General features: G+C 51.7%; 8 protein-coding genes. All 8 read left to right on the top strand.

The window, feature by feature from the left end:
- Window positions 1-133 precede the first annotated feature (133 nt).
- The 8 genes from rfbC (at window position 134) to ACN4EG_RS07235 (ending at window position 18,096) form a co-directional block, all read left to right on the top strand.
- Window positions 134-694, top strand: a complete 561-nt coding sequence (gene rfbC / locus ACN4EG_RS07270) for a dTDP-4-dehydrorhamnose 3,5-epimerase (RefSeq protein WP_431628670.1) — start codon at window positions 134-136, stop codon at window positions 692-694.
- A complete protein-coding gene (rfbD, locus tag ACN4EG_RS07265) occupies window positions 691-1,623 on the top strand; it encodes a dTDP-4-dehydrorhamnose reductase (RefSeq protein WP_431628669.1) in 933 nt (310 codons plus the stop codon). The genes rfbC and rfbD overlap by 4 nt, the downstream gene beginning before the upstream one ends.
- Window positions 1,624-1,654: 31 nt before the next feature.
- Window positions 1,655-2,728 (top strand): glucose-1-phosphate thymidylyltransferase, encoded by a 1,074-nt coding sequence (locus tag ACN4EG_RS07260; RefSeq protein ID WP_431628668.1) that lies wholly within the window; start codon window positions 1,655-1,657, stop codon window positions 2,726-2,728.
- A 63-nt stretch (window positions 2,729-2,791) separates the two neighbouring features.
- On the top strand, window positions 2,792-3,910 hold the full coding sequence (rfbB, locus tag ACN4EG_RS07255) for a dTDP-glucose 4,6-dehydratase (RefSeq protein ID WP_431628667.1): 1,119 nt from the start codon (window positions 2,792-2,794) through the stop codon (window positions 3,908-3,910).
- Between the two features lie 1,771 nt (window positions 3,911-5,681).
- Complete coding sequence (locus tag ACN4EG_RS07250; protein WP_431628666.1) at window positions 5,682-12,665, top strand: amino acid adenylation domain-containing protein; 6,984 nt, start codon at window positions 5,682-5,684, stop codon at window positions 12,663-12,665.
- Window positions 12,666-12,667: 2 nt separating this feature from the next.
- The gene (locus ACN4EG_RS07245; protein ID WP_431628665.1) at window positions 12,668-13,537 is read left to right on the top strand and encodes a TIGR04325 family methyltransferase; all 870 of its coding nucleotides are present in this window, start codon (window positions 12,668-12,670) and stop codon (window positions 13,535-13,537) included.
- Between the two features lie 30 nt (window positions 13,538-13,567).
- Window positions 13,568-14,572, top strand: a complete 1,005-nt coding sequence (locus tag ACN4EG_RS07240; RefSeq protein WP_431628664.1) for a hypothetical protein — start codon at window positions 13,568-13,570, stop codon at window positions 14,570-14,572.
- Between the two features lie 260 nt (window positions 14,573-14,832).
- The gene (locus ACN4EG_RS07235) at window positions 14,833-18,096 is read left to right on the top strand and encodes a non-ribosomal peptide synthetase (RefSeq protein WP_431628663.1); all 3,264 of its coding nucleotides are present in this window, start codon (window positions 14,833-14,835) and stop codon (window positions 18,094-18,096) included.
- Window positions 18,097-18,127: the final 31 nt, after the last annotated feature.

The following is an 18,127-nucleotide window of genomic DNA, read 5'->3' as shown; positions in this document are numbered from 1 at the left end:
GTGCAAGTGTGATGTTAAGCAGTTACCTGATCCTGGGATAGGCCAACGGGTGCAATGCTAGTTGGGGCTTGGTCGCGGTGATGATTAGTATTGTGATGATTAGTGTTGTGATGATTGGTATTGTGATAACTTTATGCAGGTAATTCCAACAGTAATTCCTGAGGTTCTGATTCTAGAACCGAAAGTCTTTGGCGACGATCGTGGCTTTTTTTTAGAAAGTTATAACGAACGGGTTTTTTATGAATCCACTGGGATTCAAGCTCGCTTTGTGCAGGATAATCATTCAAAATCGGGGCAATATGTCCTGCGGGGGTTGCATTATCAAATCCAACAGCCCCAAGGCAAGCTAGTACGGGCTGTGGTTGGGGAAATTTACGATGTAGCGGTGGATTTGCGAAAATTTTCGGCTACCTTTGGCCAGTGGGTCGGTTGTCGATTAAGTGCAGACAATTATCGTCAACTCTGGGTGCCGCCCGGCTTTGCCCATGGCTTTGTGGTGCTTTCTGAAATTGCAGAAGTGCTCTATAAGGCCACGGATTACTATGCACCGCAGTACGAGCGCAGTCTTCTCTGGAATGATCCAGAAATTGGCATTGAGTGGCCTTTTTCGGGAGAACCCATTTTATCCGCCAAAGATCAAGCGGGCCAATCCTTCCGGTTGGCAGAAGTCTATGGGAAAGAGGTAGATGCATGACCCAAATTCTTTTGATTGGTGCGGCGGGGCAAGTGGGCCAGGAACTCCAAACAGTGTTGCCCAACGTAGGAGAAGTGGTCGCCCTCGATCGCCATGCCCTCGATCTAACCCAGCCCGATCAGATTCGCCAATGTATTCGGCAATTCCAACCCAACTATATTGTTAATGCTGCTGCCTATACCGCTGTCGATCGGGCCGAAAATGAAGCAGAATTAGCCAATCAAATTAATGCGATCGCGCCGACGGTGATGGCCCAAGAAGCCCAAGCGCTTAATGCATTGCTGCTGCACCTCTCGACGGATTATGTTTTTGATGGATATAGCTATCGCCCTTACCGTGTGGAAGATCCCCCGCAGCCGCTGAGTGTATACGGCCAGTCCAAACTGGCGGGCGAGATGGGGATTCGTCAAGTGGGCGATCGCCATGTGATTCTGCGCACTGCCTGGGTCTATGGGGTCTATGGTAAAAGTAACTTTGTCAAAACCATGCTGCGCCTCGGTTCGACCCAGGAAGAATTGAGGATTGTGGCCGATCAAGTTGGCAGTCCTACTTGGGCTGCGGATATTGCCCATGCCCTCGGGCAACTGATTGTTTGCGATCGAGCTAATATCCGTGCTGACAAGCGATCGGTCATTCAAGGCACTTACCATTTCACCAATAGTGGTGTAGCCAGTTGGTATGACTTTACGGTGGCAATTTTAGAAGAAGCGGAAGCCCTGGGCCTCCCGGTTCAAACAAAATCCATTCTTCCCGTTACCACGGCTGACTATCCAACCCCCGCCCGTCGGCCTGCTTACTCGGTGCTCGATCACCGCCAGTTATGGCCTATCCTAGGCGGCCCCCCTCGCCATTGGCGGCATTCCCTGAGATCAATGCTCCAGCAGTATTCCTTGCTGACGGCAACTTCTGCTACGCCTTCTGATTCCTGACCCAATTTGTTATCCCATTTTGGAGATTCTCATGAAAGCCCTGATTTTGTCCGGTGGTAAAGGCACTCGTCTGCGTCCGCTCACCTATACGGGGGCAAAACAGTTAGTCCCTGTTGCTAACAAGCCGGTGCTGTGGTATGGCATTGAAGCGATCGTCGCCGCAGGCATTACGGATATTGGTATTATTATCAGCCCGGAAACAGGCGAGGAAGTGCGTACGAAAACGGGCAACGGCGATCGCTTTGGGGCCAATATTACCTACATTCTCCAGGAGCAAGCAGCGGGACTGGCCCACGCGGTCAAAACGGCTCAGCCGTTCCTGGGCGATTCGGCTTTTGTGATGTATTTGGGGGACAACCTGATTCCCGATCCGCTCCATGACTTTGCCAATGTCTTTAAGGAGCGCAATCTTGATGCGTTGATTTTGTTGCGGGCCGTCAATGATCCCACGGCCTTTGGGGTGGCGCAGGTCGATGCCGCAGGACGGGTTTTAAAGCTGGTGGAAAAGCCGAAAGAGCCACCGTCCAATTTGGCACTGGTGGGAATCTATTTCTTCAGTGCAGCGGTGCATGAGGCGATCGGGCGCATTCAACCCTCGGCGCGGGGGGAATTGGAAATTACCGACGCCATTCAAGATTTAATTGATCACCAACGCGCGATCGAAGCGCGGCAACTTCAGGGTTGGTGGTTAGATACCGGGAAAAAAGATGATTTGCTGGAAGCCAATCGTATTCTTTTAGACACCCGTTTACACAAGGAAGTTCACGGGATCGTGGACGATCGTAGCCAAGTCCTAGGTCGAGTTCAAATCGGCGAAGGTACCCGCATCATTAACTCCACTATTCGCGGCCCCGTTGCCATTGGTGCAAATTGCCATATCGAAAATAGCTTCATTGGCCCCTACACTAGCATTGCCGATCACGTCATCCTACGTGAGGTGGATTTAGAACATAGCATGCTGCTCCAGGGAGCCAAGGTGGAGGGCATTCACCAACGGATTGTGGATAGTGTGATTGGCCAGCGAGCCAAGCTAACGGAGGCTCCATCCCGCCCCAAAGCCCTGCGCTTTATGATTGGTGATGATTCCCACGTAGAGCTGGTGTAGTCCTAAAGTTTACGCTTGAAAGTCTGTTGCTTGGAATTTGGTACCTGGAACCTAGAATCTGTTATGTCGAAGGAATCTCTTGCTTCCCAATTTCCCGCCCGCCTCGATCGCCGAATTTTAATCACAGGTGGAGCGGGTTTTATTGGGTCTAATTTTGTGCATCATTGGTGTCAGCAATATCCCAACGATCGGGTGGTGGTGCTGGATGCGCTGACCTATGCGGGCAATTTAAATAACCTCGCGTCTCTACAAAATCATCCCCAGTTTCGCTTTGTCCAGGGCAACATTTGTGATGCGGCATTGGTGCAAACGCTGCTTCAAGAGGAGGCGATCGACACCGTGGCCCACTTGGCGGCGGAATCCCACGTTGATCGATCGATCCTCAATCCGGGTAGCTTCATCCAAACCAATGTGGTGGGGACGTTCACGTTGTTGGAAGCCTTTCGACACCATTGGCAGGCCGATGCAGCTCAGGTTGGTCGCGATCGTTATCGCTTTTTGCATGTCTCCACCGATGAGGTGTATGGCAGCCTTGCCCCGGAGGATCCCGCTTTCTGTGAAACCACGCCCTACGCGCCCAATAGCCCCTACTCGGCCTCTAAAGCGGGAAGTGACCACTTAGCGCGTGCCTATTTCCACACCTATGGCATGCCGACGCTGATCACCAATTGCTCCAATAACTATGGGCCTTACCACTTTCCTGAAAAGTTAATTCCGCTCATGTGCATCAATATTTTGCTCGGTAAACCGTTGCCTGTGTACGGCGATGGTCAGAATGTGCGGGATTGGTTGTACGTTGGGGATCATTGTGCGGCCCTCGATCGGGTTATTCATGCGGGCCAACCGGGTGAAACCTACAACATTGGCGGCAACAATGAAGTGAAAAATATCGATCTGGTACGGATGATTTGTCAAGTGATGGATCAACGGGTGGCTGATTTACCCATTCGACCGGCAGAGACCTTAATTACCTTTGTCAAAGATCGGCTAGGACACGATCGACGGTATGCCATTAATGCTAGTAAGATTCAGCAGGAACTCGGTTGGCAGCCTCAGATGACGGTTGAACAGGGACTACGCCAAACGATCGATTGGTATTTGCAGCATCAAGACTGGTGGCAACCCTTGCTTTCAGAGGACTACCAGCGGTATTACCAACAGGTTTATCGAGTGAATGTGTAAAACCCCGCCTTTCCAGCGGAGGATATAAGCGCGTACCGGATTTATCTGGTCGTAAGCTTCAAGATTTATTGTCACGGGTCTAGGATCTAATAGTAAGGTGAACATTTCTGGCCGATCGCTCAAAACAATCTTGATTGAAAAATCTTCCGCTAGCTAGATTTAAAATCTACTCTGAGAATGATGTCTGTGTGAATAAATGACAATGTTCAATCTATTAATCCAATAAATTGAAAGTAGCTAGTTCTTGTAATGGCAGTTATCCGTTTCGGAACGATAAATGAATGCTGTAATTTCAAATATCGCATCTCTCTAGAGAGGTATAAAAATCAGAGAAAAGAAGAACTTGAGTCAATATAAAACTCTGATCAAAAACAAATTTACATCCCTTAATCAATTAACGAGTTTGAATTTACTGAGTGTTCACTTTTTCAATGGAAGCGATGTTGAAAAAGGAAGAAAGGATACGGTCGCAATTACGATAATTCTTCGAAATACAGCAAATTTTTGAAAAATGGGCATTTCTGATCCCATTGAGCCTCAGAAAAACTGCATGAAGATTACATGAATCTATCTAAAATGAGTCTATTAAGATAGAGTGAGGAATGTTATTTTCTTACTACTAGAATTCTTGCTGCACTCGTACTTCTGGATTTGTACTTCTCAACTTGTACTTCTCAACTTGTACTTCTCAACTCACACTTTTGATAAGTTTGTTCTGATGATTTCTTTGTCGTCTTGATTTATCCGCTTGATTTAGCTATGTATCTTCGAAGAATTAAATTTTGGGTATGTAACTTTGGATATGTAACTTTAGACGTCGGTTTTACTGGGTTTGTTCCTAAGTTCTTTGAAAAAATTTCTAATCTCTATTCTGGACGGCTCTCTACTGTTCAGTGATTGTCTGTGATCTGTGACTGTCCTAGGGATAGTACTTTTAGGGAGTGCTTTCCCACATCCAGAAAAAGTTCGCTTGAGATTAATTTTTGGGTTTGTGTCTCTATCGTGACTATTTTTGCCTTGGTTTGACTGTCTTCCTCAGTCTAAAAGGGACTTTCGATGATTTAGTGTCAATAGATAGTCTGCAACGGATTGAGATCCTGGCAGCAAGAATTTCCTAGGGCCTAATAGAACCTGGTATCGATGAAAACATGATTGCAGGGGATTGTTACAGAATGCCTGTCTACTACGATGACTTATACGATGGTTCAGTTATTGATTGCATCTACCCAGCTACTATGAGTTTCCATATCTTAAGATATAAATTTTGTTAACTGGTGAGTGAATTGCACTGACTGATTGCACTGACGGTAAGTGTAGATTAACGGCTAAAACCCCTGAAAATCGGTGATTTCCATTCCCGCTTGACCTGACTCAATGACATTTGATGATTAGTCATTAATTGACAGAGACATTAACAATTGACTCGCATGACAGGTCATAGGTGGTGAAATCGAGATCTAATTACTGTTGTCAGCATGAAGCCTCAAGCCATCGATTTTTTAACTATCAATGAATTTTCATTGCTAATTGGTTTCATCGCTCCTGCTTGCTGTTTGTGAATGCTGCTTGTAATTGTGGATGATGAGGGCTAGTTATGATTACTGTTTATTGATTACTATTACGTTACGCTTACCGTACTAGCTTACTGCTTGTTAGAAATCTATTGAACAGTAGTAATTTTGCCTTCTAAATGTTTGGGTTTGTTGATATTTTTATGTGCGACTGTTTTGCAGATAACTGTTTTGCTTAGTGTTTTAGTAGGATAGCGACCATGGGACAGATTGTGGACTCCAGTTATCAGAAAATCTCCTATCCCTGGAACCAGACGAATGTTAACTATCCCCGCAATAGTTGTATTCATCATCTTTTTCAATTCCAAGTGGAACGCGAGCCCAATTCTATTGCAGTCATTCTACCATCCTTCCCGGAATTGCATGGGGCACGTTTGAGCTATCGTCAATTGAACGATCGCGCCAATCTTCTTGCTCACCAATTACAAGAGTTAGGTGTCACGACTGAAACCTTGGTCGCGATCGCCATGGATCGATCGATCGAATCCATGGTGGCGATTTTGGGGGTCTTAAAAGCAGGGGGCGTGTATGTGCCACTCGATCCCGCCTATCCCGCCGATCGCTTGGCCTTCATGTTAGAAGACAGCCAAGCCCCGGTGCTGCTAACTCAATCCCATTTGCGCGATCGCCTCCCCCAAACCCAGGCTCAGATTCTCTGTTTGGATGCTGGTTGGGGCGTCGATGCGCCACAAAATTCCCAGGCTCCGGAAGTCTCGATCACCGCTGAACATCTGGCCTACGTGAATTACACCTCTGGTTCCACGGGCCGTCCCAAGGGTGTTGCCATTCCCCACCGTGCCGTGTTGCGGTTAGTCTTCGGTGCAACCTACACGCCCCTCGATGGTCAGCAAACATTTTTACAATTGGCTCCCGTTTCCTTTGATGCGGCGACGTTAGAAATTTGGGGAGCACTGCTCCATGGCGGTTGCTGTGTGCTCTATCCCGAAAATGGGTTGCCCGATCCCCAAACCCTGGGACAGATTATTCGCACCTACCGCATTACGACAATGTGGTTAACGGCGGCTTTATTTAACACGATCGTGGCTGAAGCACCGGAAACCTTACAAGGGGTGAAGGAACTGCTGACCGGAGGCGAAGCGCTGTCTGTTTCCCACATTCGCCAAGCCCAAGCTTTGTTGCCGGACACCCAGCTCATCAACGGTTACGGCCCCACGGAAAGTACGACGTTTACCTGCTGCTATCGCATTCCACGCCCCCTTGATCCCACATGGACTTCCATTCCCATCGGCACCCCGATCGGCAATACCCAGGTTTACGTTTTGGATGACCAAATGCAACCCGTGGCCATGGGCGTTGTCGGTGAATTGTACATCGGTGGCGATGGCTTAGCGCGGGGCTATCTCAATCGGCCTGAGCTAACCGCAGAGCGCTTTGTATCCAATCCTTTCAGAGCCGATTCCCAAGCCAAGCTCTATAAAACGGGTGATCTGGTGCGCCATTTACCTGACGGCAATTTGGAGTTTATCGGTCGTACCGATCACCAGGTCAAAATTCGCGGCTACCGCATTGAGCTGGGGGAAATTGAAACGGTTTTAAGTCAGCAACCGGGGGTACGGGATGCGATTGTCCTGGTGCGAGAAGATCGACCGGGGGATAAACAATTGGTGGCCTACCTGACGGCACACCCCCAGCAGACCTTGAATATTCCAACCATCCGAGTAGCCTTGCAACAGCAGTTAGCCGACTATATGGTGCCGGGGGCGATCGTGGTGCTCGATAAAATTCCCCTAACGCCCAATGGCAAAGCCGATCGCCAAGCCCTACCTAAACCAGATCGATCGACTACCACTGTTTCTCCAGTCAATGCTAGGAACACTACAGAACAACGGCTGGTGGCATTGTGGGGAGAAGTCCTTGGGCTACATCAGGTCAGTGTAGAAGAAAATTTCTTTGATCTGGGTGGCACGTCGCTGTTGGGGTTGCAACTGGTAGCCCGCATTCAAAAACAATTCAACATCACCCTGCGGGCGGTCAAACTATACCAATACCCCACGGTGCGGTCATTGGCAGCGTATTTGGTGCAACTGCAACAGGAGTCGAGTACGCCTTGGCAGCATCCCTTGCAGCAATCGCCCTACGCCCAGCAACTGTTATGCCCTGTAACCCCATCGCCTGCAACTGCAGTCGATGGCATTGCGATCGTGGGCATGGTGGGACGGTTCCCCGGTGCCAATTCGATCGCGGAGTTTTGGCAAAACCTAGTTGATAATGTCGAATCGACCACCTTCTTCAGTCCCGAGGAAATTGACCCCAGTGTTGATCCGGAACTGCGCAATGATCCGAACTACGTCCGAGCTCGGGGCACGATCGCCGGAGCAGAAGACTTTGATGCGGCTTTCTTTGGCATTAGCCCACGGGAAGCGGAAGTCATGGATCCCCAGGCGCGGGTCTTTTTGGAGCTGGCCTACGAAGCCTTGGAAACCGCTGGCTACAATCCCGACAGCTACCCTGGCTCGATCGGTCTCTATGCCGGGTCTGGCCAGAATACCTACTTTGAGCGGCACCTCTGCGGGCGGCCAGAGATCATCGATCGTGTTGGCGCATTCCAAACCATGCTGGCCAATGAAAAGGACTTTGTCACCACCCGCATTGCCTACAAACTGAATTTGCAAGGCCCCAGCGTCAGCATCAATACCGCTTGTTCTACCTCCCTGGTGGCGGTGGGGCAGGCGGTGCAGGGATTGCTCAACCATCAATGCGACTTGGCCCTAGCAGGGGGCATTTCCATCACCACACCGCAGAATACGGGCTACCTCTACCAGGAAGGCAGTATGCTGTCCCCCGATGGCCGTTGTCGCCCCTTTGATGGCCAAGCCCAGGGGACGATGTTCAATAGCGGAGCGGGCATTGTCGTACTGAAGCGGTTGGCCGATGCCTTGGACGCGGGCGATCGCATCTACGCGGTGATCAAGGGTGTGGGGCTGAATAACGACGGCAGCGATAAGGTCAGCTTTACGGCTCCCAGTGTCCAAGGTCAAGCCGGGGCGATCGTCCAGGCCCAAACCATGGCAGGGGTTCATCCGGAGAGCATCAGCTATGTAGAAACCCACGGAACTGCAACGCCCTTGGGTGACCCGATCGAAGTGGAAGCCCTGACCCAAGCCTTCCAACGGCAAACCCAACGCCAGCAATTCTGCGCGATCGGTTCCATTAAGAGCAACATCGGCCATGCGGTGGCAGCGGCAGGGGTGGCCGGGTTGATGAAAACGGCGCTGGCCCTGTACCACGAGCAACTGCCTGCTAGTTTAAATTTCACGGCCCCCAACCCGCAAATTGATTTCGCCCACAGCCCGTTCTACGTTAATGCCCAAAACCAACCTTGGCCGCGCGGTGATGCACCCCGACGGGCAGGTGTCAGCTCCTTTGGGGTGGGTGGTACCAATGCCCACGTGATTGTGGAGGAAGCCCCGATCGTGCCGCCCTCTAGCCCCTCCCGTCCAGTGCAACTGTTGCTCCTGTCCGCCAAAACGCCCACGGCCCTCGATCGGGCCACAGACAACCTGCGGGATTTTCTCTCGCGATCGACCGAGGTTAACTTGGCGGATGTGGCCTACACGTTACAGCAGGGACGCAAAGGCTGGAAGCATCGGCGCTTTGTCATTTGCCGCGATCGGGACTCGGCGATCGCAGTCTTAACGCCTAGCGAAACCCAGCGTCCAGCCACCCGTAGCCCGCAGCCGTCCCCGCCGGACGTGGTGTTCATGTTCCCTGGCCAAGGCTCCCAGTACTTGCACATGGGCGCAAACCTGTACCAGCGGGAACCTGTGTTCCAGGCAACGGTCGATTGCTGTGCTGAAATTCTGCAACCATTGCTGGGCTGCGACCTGCGGGACATCCTCTACCCCGCTGAGGGTGATGCGGATACCGCCGCCGCACGGCTCAAACAAACCCTGTATACCCAACCCGCTCTGTTCACGATCGAATATGCCCTGGCGCAACTGTGGATCAGTTGGGGGGTACAACCGGCAGCTTTGATTGGCCATAGCATCGGTGAATTTGTAGCGGCTTGTCTAGCGGGGGTGTTCTCCCTGGAAGACGGGTTAAAGCTCGTGGCGACGCGAGGCCAAATGATGTGGGCGTTGCCACCGGGAACGATGCTCTCGGTGCGGCTGCCAGCGGAAACCGTCGCCCCTCGGCTGACGGCAGAGATGGCGATCGCGGCGATTAATGGCCCTGCGCTTTGTGTGGTCTCTGGCCCCACGGAGGCGGTGGCAAAACTGCAAGCGGAACTCGAAGCTGAGGAAGTGATTTGTAAACCCTTGCACACCTCCCACGCCTTCCATTCCCCGATGATGGAGCCGGTGATTGCGCCCTTTGCGGAACTGGTTCAGCAAATCCAGCTTTCCCCGCCCCAAATTCCCTTTGTGTCAACCGTGACGACGGATTGGATTCGGGATGAGCAAGCCACCGATCCGTTGTACTGGGCCAGCCACCTACGGGAAACGGTGCGATTTACGGAGGGCGTGCAAACCCTGTGGCAACAGCCGGAGCGGGTATTGCTGGAAGTCGGCCCCCGCACCACTGCCACCACCCTAGCGCGCCAGCAGGCCCAGGATCTTAAGCGGCAGATTGCCATTCCTTCCCTGGGCAGCAGTGCCGATGACGAGGGGGAATGGGTCAGTTTAATGCAAGCGATCGGGCATTTGTGGTTATCAGGGGTGGCGATCGATTGGGCGGCCTTCTACGCCGATGAGTACCGTCACCGGGTGCCCCTGCCCACCTATCCCTTTGAGCGGCAACGCTATTGGATTGATCCCAAACCCTTTGCCAGTTCTGAGGCTGAAACTGTACGGGAACCGGAATCTATTCCCACCCAAGTCTTGCCCGTAGCTTCCCTGTTGAATGTTCCGTTGAATCTCCCTGCTGTCCAATCTGAGGTGATTTCTCCTATGGCTGAACCCCGCATCAAACGTTTGATTCCTCTGTTACAAGAAGTTTTTGAAGAAACTTCTGGTTTTGAATTGGATAGCGAAGATTTGACGAGTACCTTCCTAGATTTAGGCATGGATTCGTTGACCTTGACCCAGGTGGCGCTGGCGGTGCAGAAGAAGTTCAAAATCAAACTCACCTTCCGCAATTTACTCGAAGACTATCCCAACTTAGCCAGCCTGTCAGAGCACCTCGATCGCTTTTTACCTGTGGATGCCTTCCCGGCTCCGGCTCCGACGGTGGTTGAGGAGCCTGCACCGACCGTGGCTTCTGCGGTTCCACCCACCCCAGTTGTTGTTTCTGGATTACCGATGACCTCTCCTCCCCCTGCGGCCAACTATGGCAATGGCAATGGCAATGGTTCCTACAGCCCGATCGCCCCTGCCTCTCCTGAACAGACCCGCGCGATCGAGGCGGTGATTGCCCAACAGTTGCAAATCATGGCTCAGCAGTTACAAATCTTGAATGGAGGCGGGGCTGCAGGTGCGATCGTTCAGCCTCCTGTTGGCAATGGGCAAGCGGCCAATGGCTACGTTTCCAATGGGGCTAATGGCAGTGCAAATGGTAGTAGTGTAAATGGCAGTGCGAATGGCAGTGCTAATGCCAATGGCAGCGCTCAAAGTACGGCTAACGGCATTGCAAAAGCGAGTGCGGCCCAACCGCCTACGACGGGCCAAGCAGCCGAAACAGCTCCCCCTAAGAAAAACTTTGGGCCAGGAGCCAAAATTGAAAAAACCAATAACCATACCCTCACTGCCGAGCAGCAAACTGCCCTCGATCGCATCATCCAGCGCTATGTTCGTCGTACTGCGGAATCCAAGCGGCAAACCCAAGAACATCGCCGTTATCTAGCTGATCCGCGTACCGTCTCCGGCTTCACGCCACTGCTGAAGGAAATTGTCTATCCGATTGTGACCGAGCGTTCCAAGGGTTCCAAGCTCTGGGATGTAGATGGCAATGAATATATTGATTTGACCAATGGGTTTGGGCTGAACTTCTTTGGTTGGTCTCCGGATTTTGTGGCGGAAGCGGTCAAAGCACAAATGGATGCCGGAATTGAAATTGGCCCGCAAACCCCCCTGGCAGGTCGGGTGGCCAAGATGGTCACAGAAATTACAGGGATGGAACGGGTGGCCTTCTGTAATACCGGGTCTGAAGCGGTGATGGCGGCGATGCGGTTGTCCCGTACCGTCACCGGACGCAGCACGATCGCAATGTTTGCGGGGGGCTACCATGGCACTTTTGATGAAGTGATTGTCCGCAGTGGGCCAAAACTGCGATCGCTGCCTGCGGCTCCTGGGATTCTGCCTTCGATGTTTGAGAATGTCTTGGTGTTAGATTACGGCACTCCGGAATCCTTGCAAATCCTCCGTGATCGGGCCGATGATCTGGCCGCAATTCTGGTGGAACCCGTGCAGAGCCGCCGTCCTGAATTGCAACCGCGCGACTTCCTCAAAGATCTGCGGGTACTGACGGAAGCTTCGGAGACTGCCTTGATTTTTGACGAAGTGGTCACCGGGTTCCGAGTCCATCCCGGCGGTGCCCAAGCCTACTTTGATATTCGGGCGGATCTGGCCACCTATGGCAAAGTGATTGGTGGTGGGCTACCCATTGGCGTCGTGGCGGGCAAATCGCAATTTATGGATGCGCTGGATGGGGGGCAATGGCAGTTTGGCGATGCCTCATTCCCGGAAGTGGGTGTGACGTTCTTTGCGGGAACCTTTGTGCGGCACCCCATGGCGTTGGCGGCGGCGGAAGTGGTGCTGCAACGGCTACAAGCGGCAGGCCCTAGTTTGCAACAGGAACTGGCGGCGAAGGTCGATCGTTTTGCGACCCATCTGCAACAACACTGCGATCGCGTCCAGGCTCCGATTAAAATTGCCCACTTTAGCTCGTTCTTCTACGTTACCTACGCTCCCGAAGCTACCTACGGCAGTTTATTGTTCTACCTGCTGCGGGAACGGGGGGTGCACATTTGGGAACATCGTCCCTGCTTCTTCACCCTGGCGCACACCGATGAAGAGATCGAGTTTGTTACCCGTGCCTTTAAGGACAGCATTGCGGAACTGCAAGCGGCGGGGCTATTACCGGGAACAACGGTAGGCGTCCAGGCCGATCGCAATCAGCCACCTCAGCCCGGTGCACGCCTAGGCCGAGACCCCCAGGGGAATCCTGCCTGGTTTGTTCCCGATCCAGAACGGCCCGGTAAATATCTGCAATTACAAGGGGTGTGATCATGACTGTTGGCTCAGTACCAGGGCAGCCTCGCGTCCGCTATTCCCACCGCCGACCCTTTTCGGTCAAGGCTGCGCTGACAACCTTGGTGAGTAAGTTACCGATCGTGGCGGACTACTATGCCTACCATCGGGTCTTTCCTAGAACCGCTAATGCCTATCGTGGGGTCTTTGCTTCCTTTGCCGAGGCCACGCAGGCCATTCCTCCAACCATGCAAGCAGGCTACAACCATGCCTCGTTACATGGCGTTGATCAGGCCCAGACCCTGACGCTAGAGGATTTGAATACCTTTCAACCGATCGACTATCCAGTCTTAGTCTGGTTGCGGGAAGCGTTGGGGAACAGCACAACGGTGTTTGATTTGGGGGGAAACTTAGGTCAAGGCTACTATGCTTACCGTCGCTTTTTGTCCTATCCGGTGGGGCTGCAATGGCAAGTCTGCGATGTGCCGGAGAAGGTCAAGGTGGGCCAGGAGTTAATCCAGCGGATTCCCAGTCCTGGTCTGAGTTATACCAGTCGTTTTGCAGCAGCAGACGGGCAGGACATTCTACTGACCTGCGGTACGTTGCAATATTTGGAACTTTCGCTGGCAGAAATTGTGCGACCCTTGGCCGTCAAACCCCGCCATTTGATTATTAATCATGTCCCGTTTTATAGCGGCGCTCAATACATCACACTGCAAAATCTTTGGGGTTCCTATGCGCCTTATAAGATTCAAAACGATGGGGAGTTTGTGGCGGACTTGGCGGCCTTAGGCTATCAACTCGTCGATCGCTGGCGCATCGATCGCACCTGTACGATTCCCTTTCATCCCGATCGCTTTGTTGCGGCTTACCACGGATTTTATTTCCGTCAAGTGACCGCAGTGTAAATAAGTTTGACTCACTCTGAGAGAATCGCGATGTCATTTCTTCAAGCAAACTCTCTTTCTCCTTTGCCACCAGCGATGCGACCCGATCTCATTTTTGAACCGTCACCCGATTTTCGGGACAAATTTAATCGTTTGCCCTTTATGTATTCCCACTATTTGGCAGATCATTCCTTGATGCAATTGCCCCGCTTAGTGGAATTGGCAAATACCTTGATTCAGTATGGCCCTGGAAGCATCCGTTGTCAGGCCAGCAAAATGCCCAAGCACCTGAAATGGACGGATGCCACCCTCAAGGAGGATTTGCAGGAAAAGTTGCCGGAGTTTATTGCCAACATTGAGCATTCCGAATCCTGGCTATTGCTATACAGCGTACAGCGCGATCCGGAATATTGTGCTCTAGTCAATCAAATCATTGATGAACTAGAACAGTTGACTGGGCAACCCCTACGGCAGGAAATGTCTTGGATTGATGCCTACATTTTTATTGCATCTCCCCGTGCTGTCACCTCCTATCACATTGACCATGAATCCACATTTCTCATGCAAATGCATGGCGATCGTACTTCCAATCTTTTCGATGGCCACGATCGCAGCATTTTGACCGAAGAAGAATTGGAAAATTTTTACATCGGTGATTTAACGGCGGCAACCTATAGCGATGCAAAGCAAGCCAAGGCCTACGTCTATCCCATGACAGCGGGTAAAGGCGTTCACCATCCCGTTTGTGCGCCCCACTGGTATCAGAATGGAGAACAATATTCCATCGCCCTAGGGATACATTTTGATTTCAAATCCGACGATCGACGTGCAAGAGTTCATCAAGTAAATTACTATTTGCGTAAATTAGGCTTAAACCCTACGCCTCCCGGTCAATCAGCATTCAAGGATTCACTTAAAATCAAATTGATTGGCTTATTCAGCGATCGCTGTCCCCAAACAAAGAGTGATGTTCTCTATTCGGGAATTCGTCGTTTGCGGGGAATGACTGCAAAAATTACCCATACCCTTAAAATCTTTGCAAAAAAGCTTGATTAACTTGAAATCTGCAACATTTACTTTGCAGAAATGAGAATAACAGCAAGTTTGCTTTGTAAAGTTGCAGTCCTCTTTTATAAGCTTTGTTACTAATCTTTGGCGTTATCTTCGTGATTTCTATTTTAGACTTAATAGTATAAACTAACCAACTCGCCAGCATTGTTTATCGTTAATATCCATTTTTCACTATTCTGAGTTTTGCAACCTTATTTCCATTGCCTTTTCCAATTCATTCACCCTTTCTATCGCGTCATTCAACTATGGTTTCAGCACATCCCAACCTCAATCCCACAGCAACTAAGGTTGATTTTGACCCTTTTGCCGATGGAGAAGTTCTGTTAACTGCACCTGCCACAGAATCTCAGAAAGAAATTTGGGCCTCGGTGCGGATGGGCCAAGAAGCTAACTGTGCCTATAACGAGTCTCAGTCACTACGATTCAAGGGAGGCTTCGATCTCAAAGCGTTTGAACAAGCGATTCAGTCCCTGGTATTGCGCCATGAATCATTGAGATCGACCCTGAGTCCCGATGGGCAACATCTCTGCATTAACGATGATCTGGTTCTGGAGATTACGGGGGCGGATTGGTCGCAATTGCCAGAGGCCGAACGTAATGACCGGATTGCTCAACGTCGCCAACAGGCTGTCAAAGAGCCGTTTGACTTGGAGCATGGCCCCTTGGTGCGGGTGGAACTGTACCGTTTGCAACCGGACGAGCATTTCGCGATCGTCACCGCCCATCACATTATTTGCGATGGTTGGTCTTGGGCGGTTTTGATGAATGATTTGGGACAACTTTACTCGGCATATCAAGCAGGAACAACACCAGAACTCGAACCCATCGATCGCTTCAGTGACTATGCCCAACAGGTCGCTGATCAAGCCGCGAGTCCAGACGCTCAGGCGGCTGAGCAATATTGGCTCAAGTTATTTGCAGATTCCGTTCCGGTTGTGGATTTTCCGACGGATCGATCGCGTCCAGCCTTCCGCACCTTCAACGCCGATCGGGAAGACTATGACCTCTCGCCGCAATTGGTCGCCGATCTGAAGCAATTGGGCAAAGCCGCAGGCTGTAGTTTCATGTCCGTCCTGCTTGCGGGGTTTGAAGCTTGGTTAGCTCGACTGACGCAACAGGCCGATGTCGTGGTAGGAGTCTTGGCGGCAGGCCAAGCAGCCAGCGGATTGTATAACCTGGTGGGGCATTGTGTAAGCCTCTTGCCAATGCGCAGTCGAGTGGACAGCCAGCAATCCTTCCAGGATTATTTAGCGGCTCGGAAATCCACCATTCTTGATGCCTACGATCACCAGCAATTCACCTACGGTAGCTTGGTGCAAAAGCTACGCATTCCCCGTGATCCCAGCCGCATCCCCCTCGCGCCAATTCTGCTGAATATTGACCAGGGCTTAGATAGCAGTAAATTACCCTTTGATGGGTTGACAGTGGAGTTTTTCTCCAATCCCCGCGCCTACGAGAATTTTGAACTGTTTGTCAATGCAACGGAATTGAACGGTCGGCTGACCCTGGAATGCCAATACAACACGAATTTATTTGACGGCGCAACCATTCAGCAACGGATGGCGGAATTGGAAACGCTGCTGAGCGCGATCGTGCAAGCTCCCGATCAAGCGATCGGGCAGTTGTCCATGCTGCCGCCGCAGGAGTGGCAACAGATCCAGCAATGGAACCAAACCCAAGTTCCCTATGCATCGGATGTCTGCATTCACCACCTCGTGGCCCAGCAGGCTGCCGTAACGCCAGAAGCCACGGCAGTGATGTATGAAGAGCAACGCCTGTCCTATGGCGATCTCGATCGCCGTGCCAATCAACTGGCCCATTATTTGCAAGCCCAAGGGGTGGGGCCGGATACGTTGGTGGGAATTAGCCTAGAGCGATCGCCAGAGCTACTGGTGGCGATGCTGGGAGTTCTGAAAGCGGGAGGAGCCTACGTTCCCCTCGATCCCAGTTACCCAACCGATCGACTGGCCTACATGATGGCTGATGCTCAGTTAGCCCTGTTGCTGACCGATAGTACAGTGGCCCACCAAGTTCCGTCGGGTGAACTGGCCACCCTGCTCCTCGACCGCGATTGGCCGACGATCGCTCAGCAAGCCAGTGAATCTCCGGCTTCCCCAGTGACGCCGGATCATCTGGCCTATGTCATCTACACCTCCGGCTCCACGGGCAAACCTAAGGGCGTACAGGTTCCCCACCGAGGAGTGGTTAACTTCTTGCAAACCATGGCGCAAAAACCGGGTATCCAAGCTCAGGATGTCCTTCTCTCCGTGACCACGCTGTCCTTTGATATTGCGGTGCTGGAATTGCTGTTGCCGCTGACTGTGGGTGCAACCACGGTTCTCGTCAGTCGTGCCACGGCCATGAATGGAGAAGCCCTGCTGCACACCTTGGCCCGATCGCAAGCCACAATCATGCAGGCCACCCCTGCTACTTGGCGATTGCTCCTAGCTTCAGGTTGGACAATCTCCCCGAATTTGAAAATCCTCTGCGGTGGAGAAGCGCTCACTTTACCCTTGGCGCAGGATCTGACCCAACGGGTGAAGGAAGTCTGGAATATGTATGGGCCAACGGAAACCACAATCTGGTCTACCTGTTATCCCGTGTCCCCAGATGCCACCCAAGTTTTAATCGGGCGACCGATCGCCAATACCCAGGTCTACGTGTTGGATGAATGCCAACAGCCGGTACCGATCGGTGTACCAGGTGAACTGTATATCGGTGGCACAGGGGTGGTACGGGGCTATTGGCATCGGCCCGAATTGACAGCGGAACGGTTTATCCCCGATCGTTTGAGCGCCCAGCCGAACGGTCGTCTCTATCGCACTGGGGATTTAGTCCGACTGTTACCCGATGGCAATTTGGAATATCTCCAACGCATTGATAACCAAGTCAAGGTGCGGGGCTTCCGGATTGAATTGGGCGAAATTGAAGCGACCATGCTGCAAGCACCAGGGGTCAAAGAAGCGATCGTAACCGTGCGCGAAGAAACCTCCGGCGAAAAAACGTTGGTGGGTTACGTTGTGCCCCAGGGGAACAGTGCAGATCTGACAGCAAACCTGCGCCAGTTTTTGAAAGGCAAACTGCCGGACTACATGGTGCCCAATGCCTTCATGGTCTTGGAGACCCTGCCCCTAACGCCCAATGGTAAGGTCGATCGCAAAGCCTTACCCACACCAGAGGCGACTCGGCGAGATTTGATCGAAAGTTATGTTGCTCCTCGCACACCCGTAGAACAAACGATCGCGGAAATTTGGGCCAATGTGTTGAGCCTCGATCGGGTCGGCATTCACGACAATTTCTTTGAGCTAGGTGGGTATTCCCTGTTAGCCATTCAGATTGTGTCCCGCCTGCGTCCTGCGCTCCAAGTTGAAATTCCCCTACCCAGCCTGTTTGATTTACCCACGGTGGCTGAGCTAGCCAATCGAGTGGAAGCTTTGCGCTGGGCCACTCAGTCGGGTAATGCATCGATCGTAGACGGTGCTGACGACTATGAAGAGGGCGAACTATAAGCGGAACAGTCATTCCGTTATATCTGCAGTT

The organism is Alkalinema pantanalense CENA528 (genome assembly GCF_050753345.1).
Taxonomy (GTDB): domain Bacteria; phylum Cyanobacteriota; class Cyanobacteriia; order Leptolyngbyales; family Leptolyngbyaceae; genus Alkalinema; species Alkalinema pantanalense.
The sequence above is the reverse complement of the archived record's forward strand: the minus strand, read 5'-3'. Positions and strand labels throughout refer to the sequence as shown.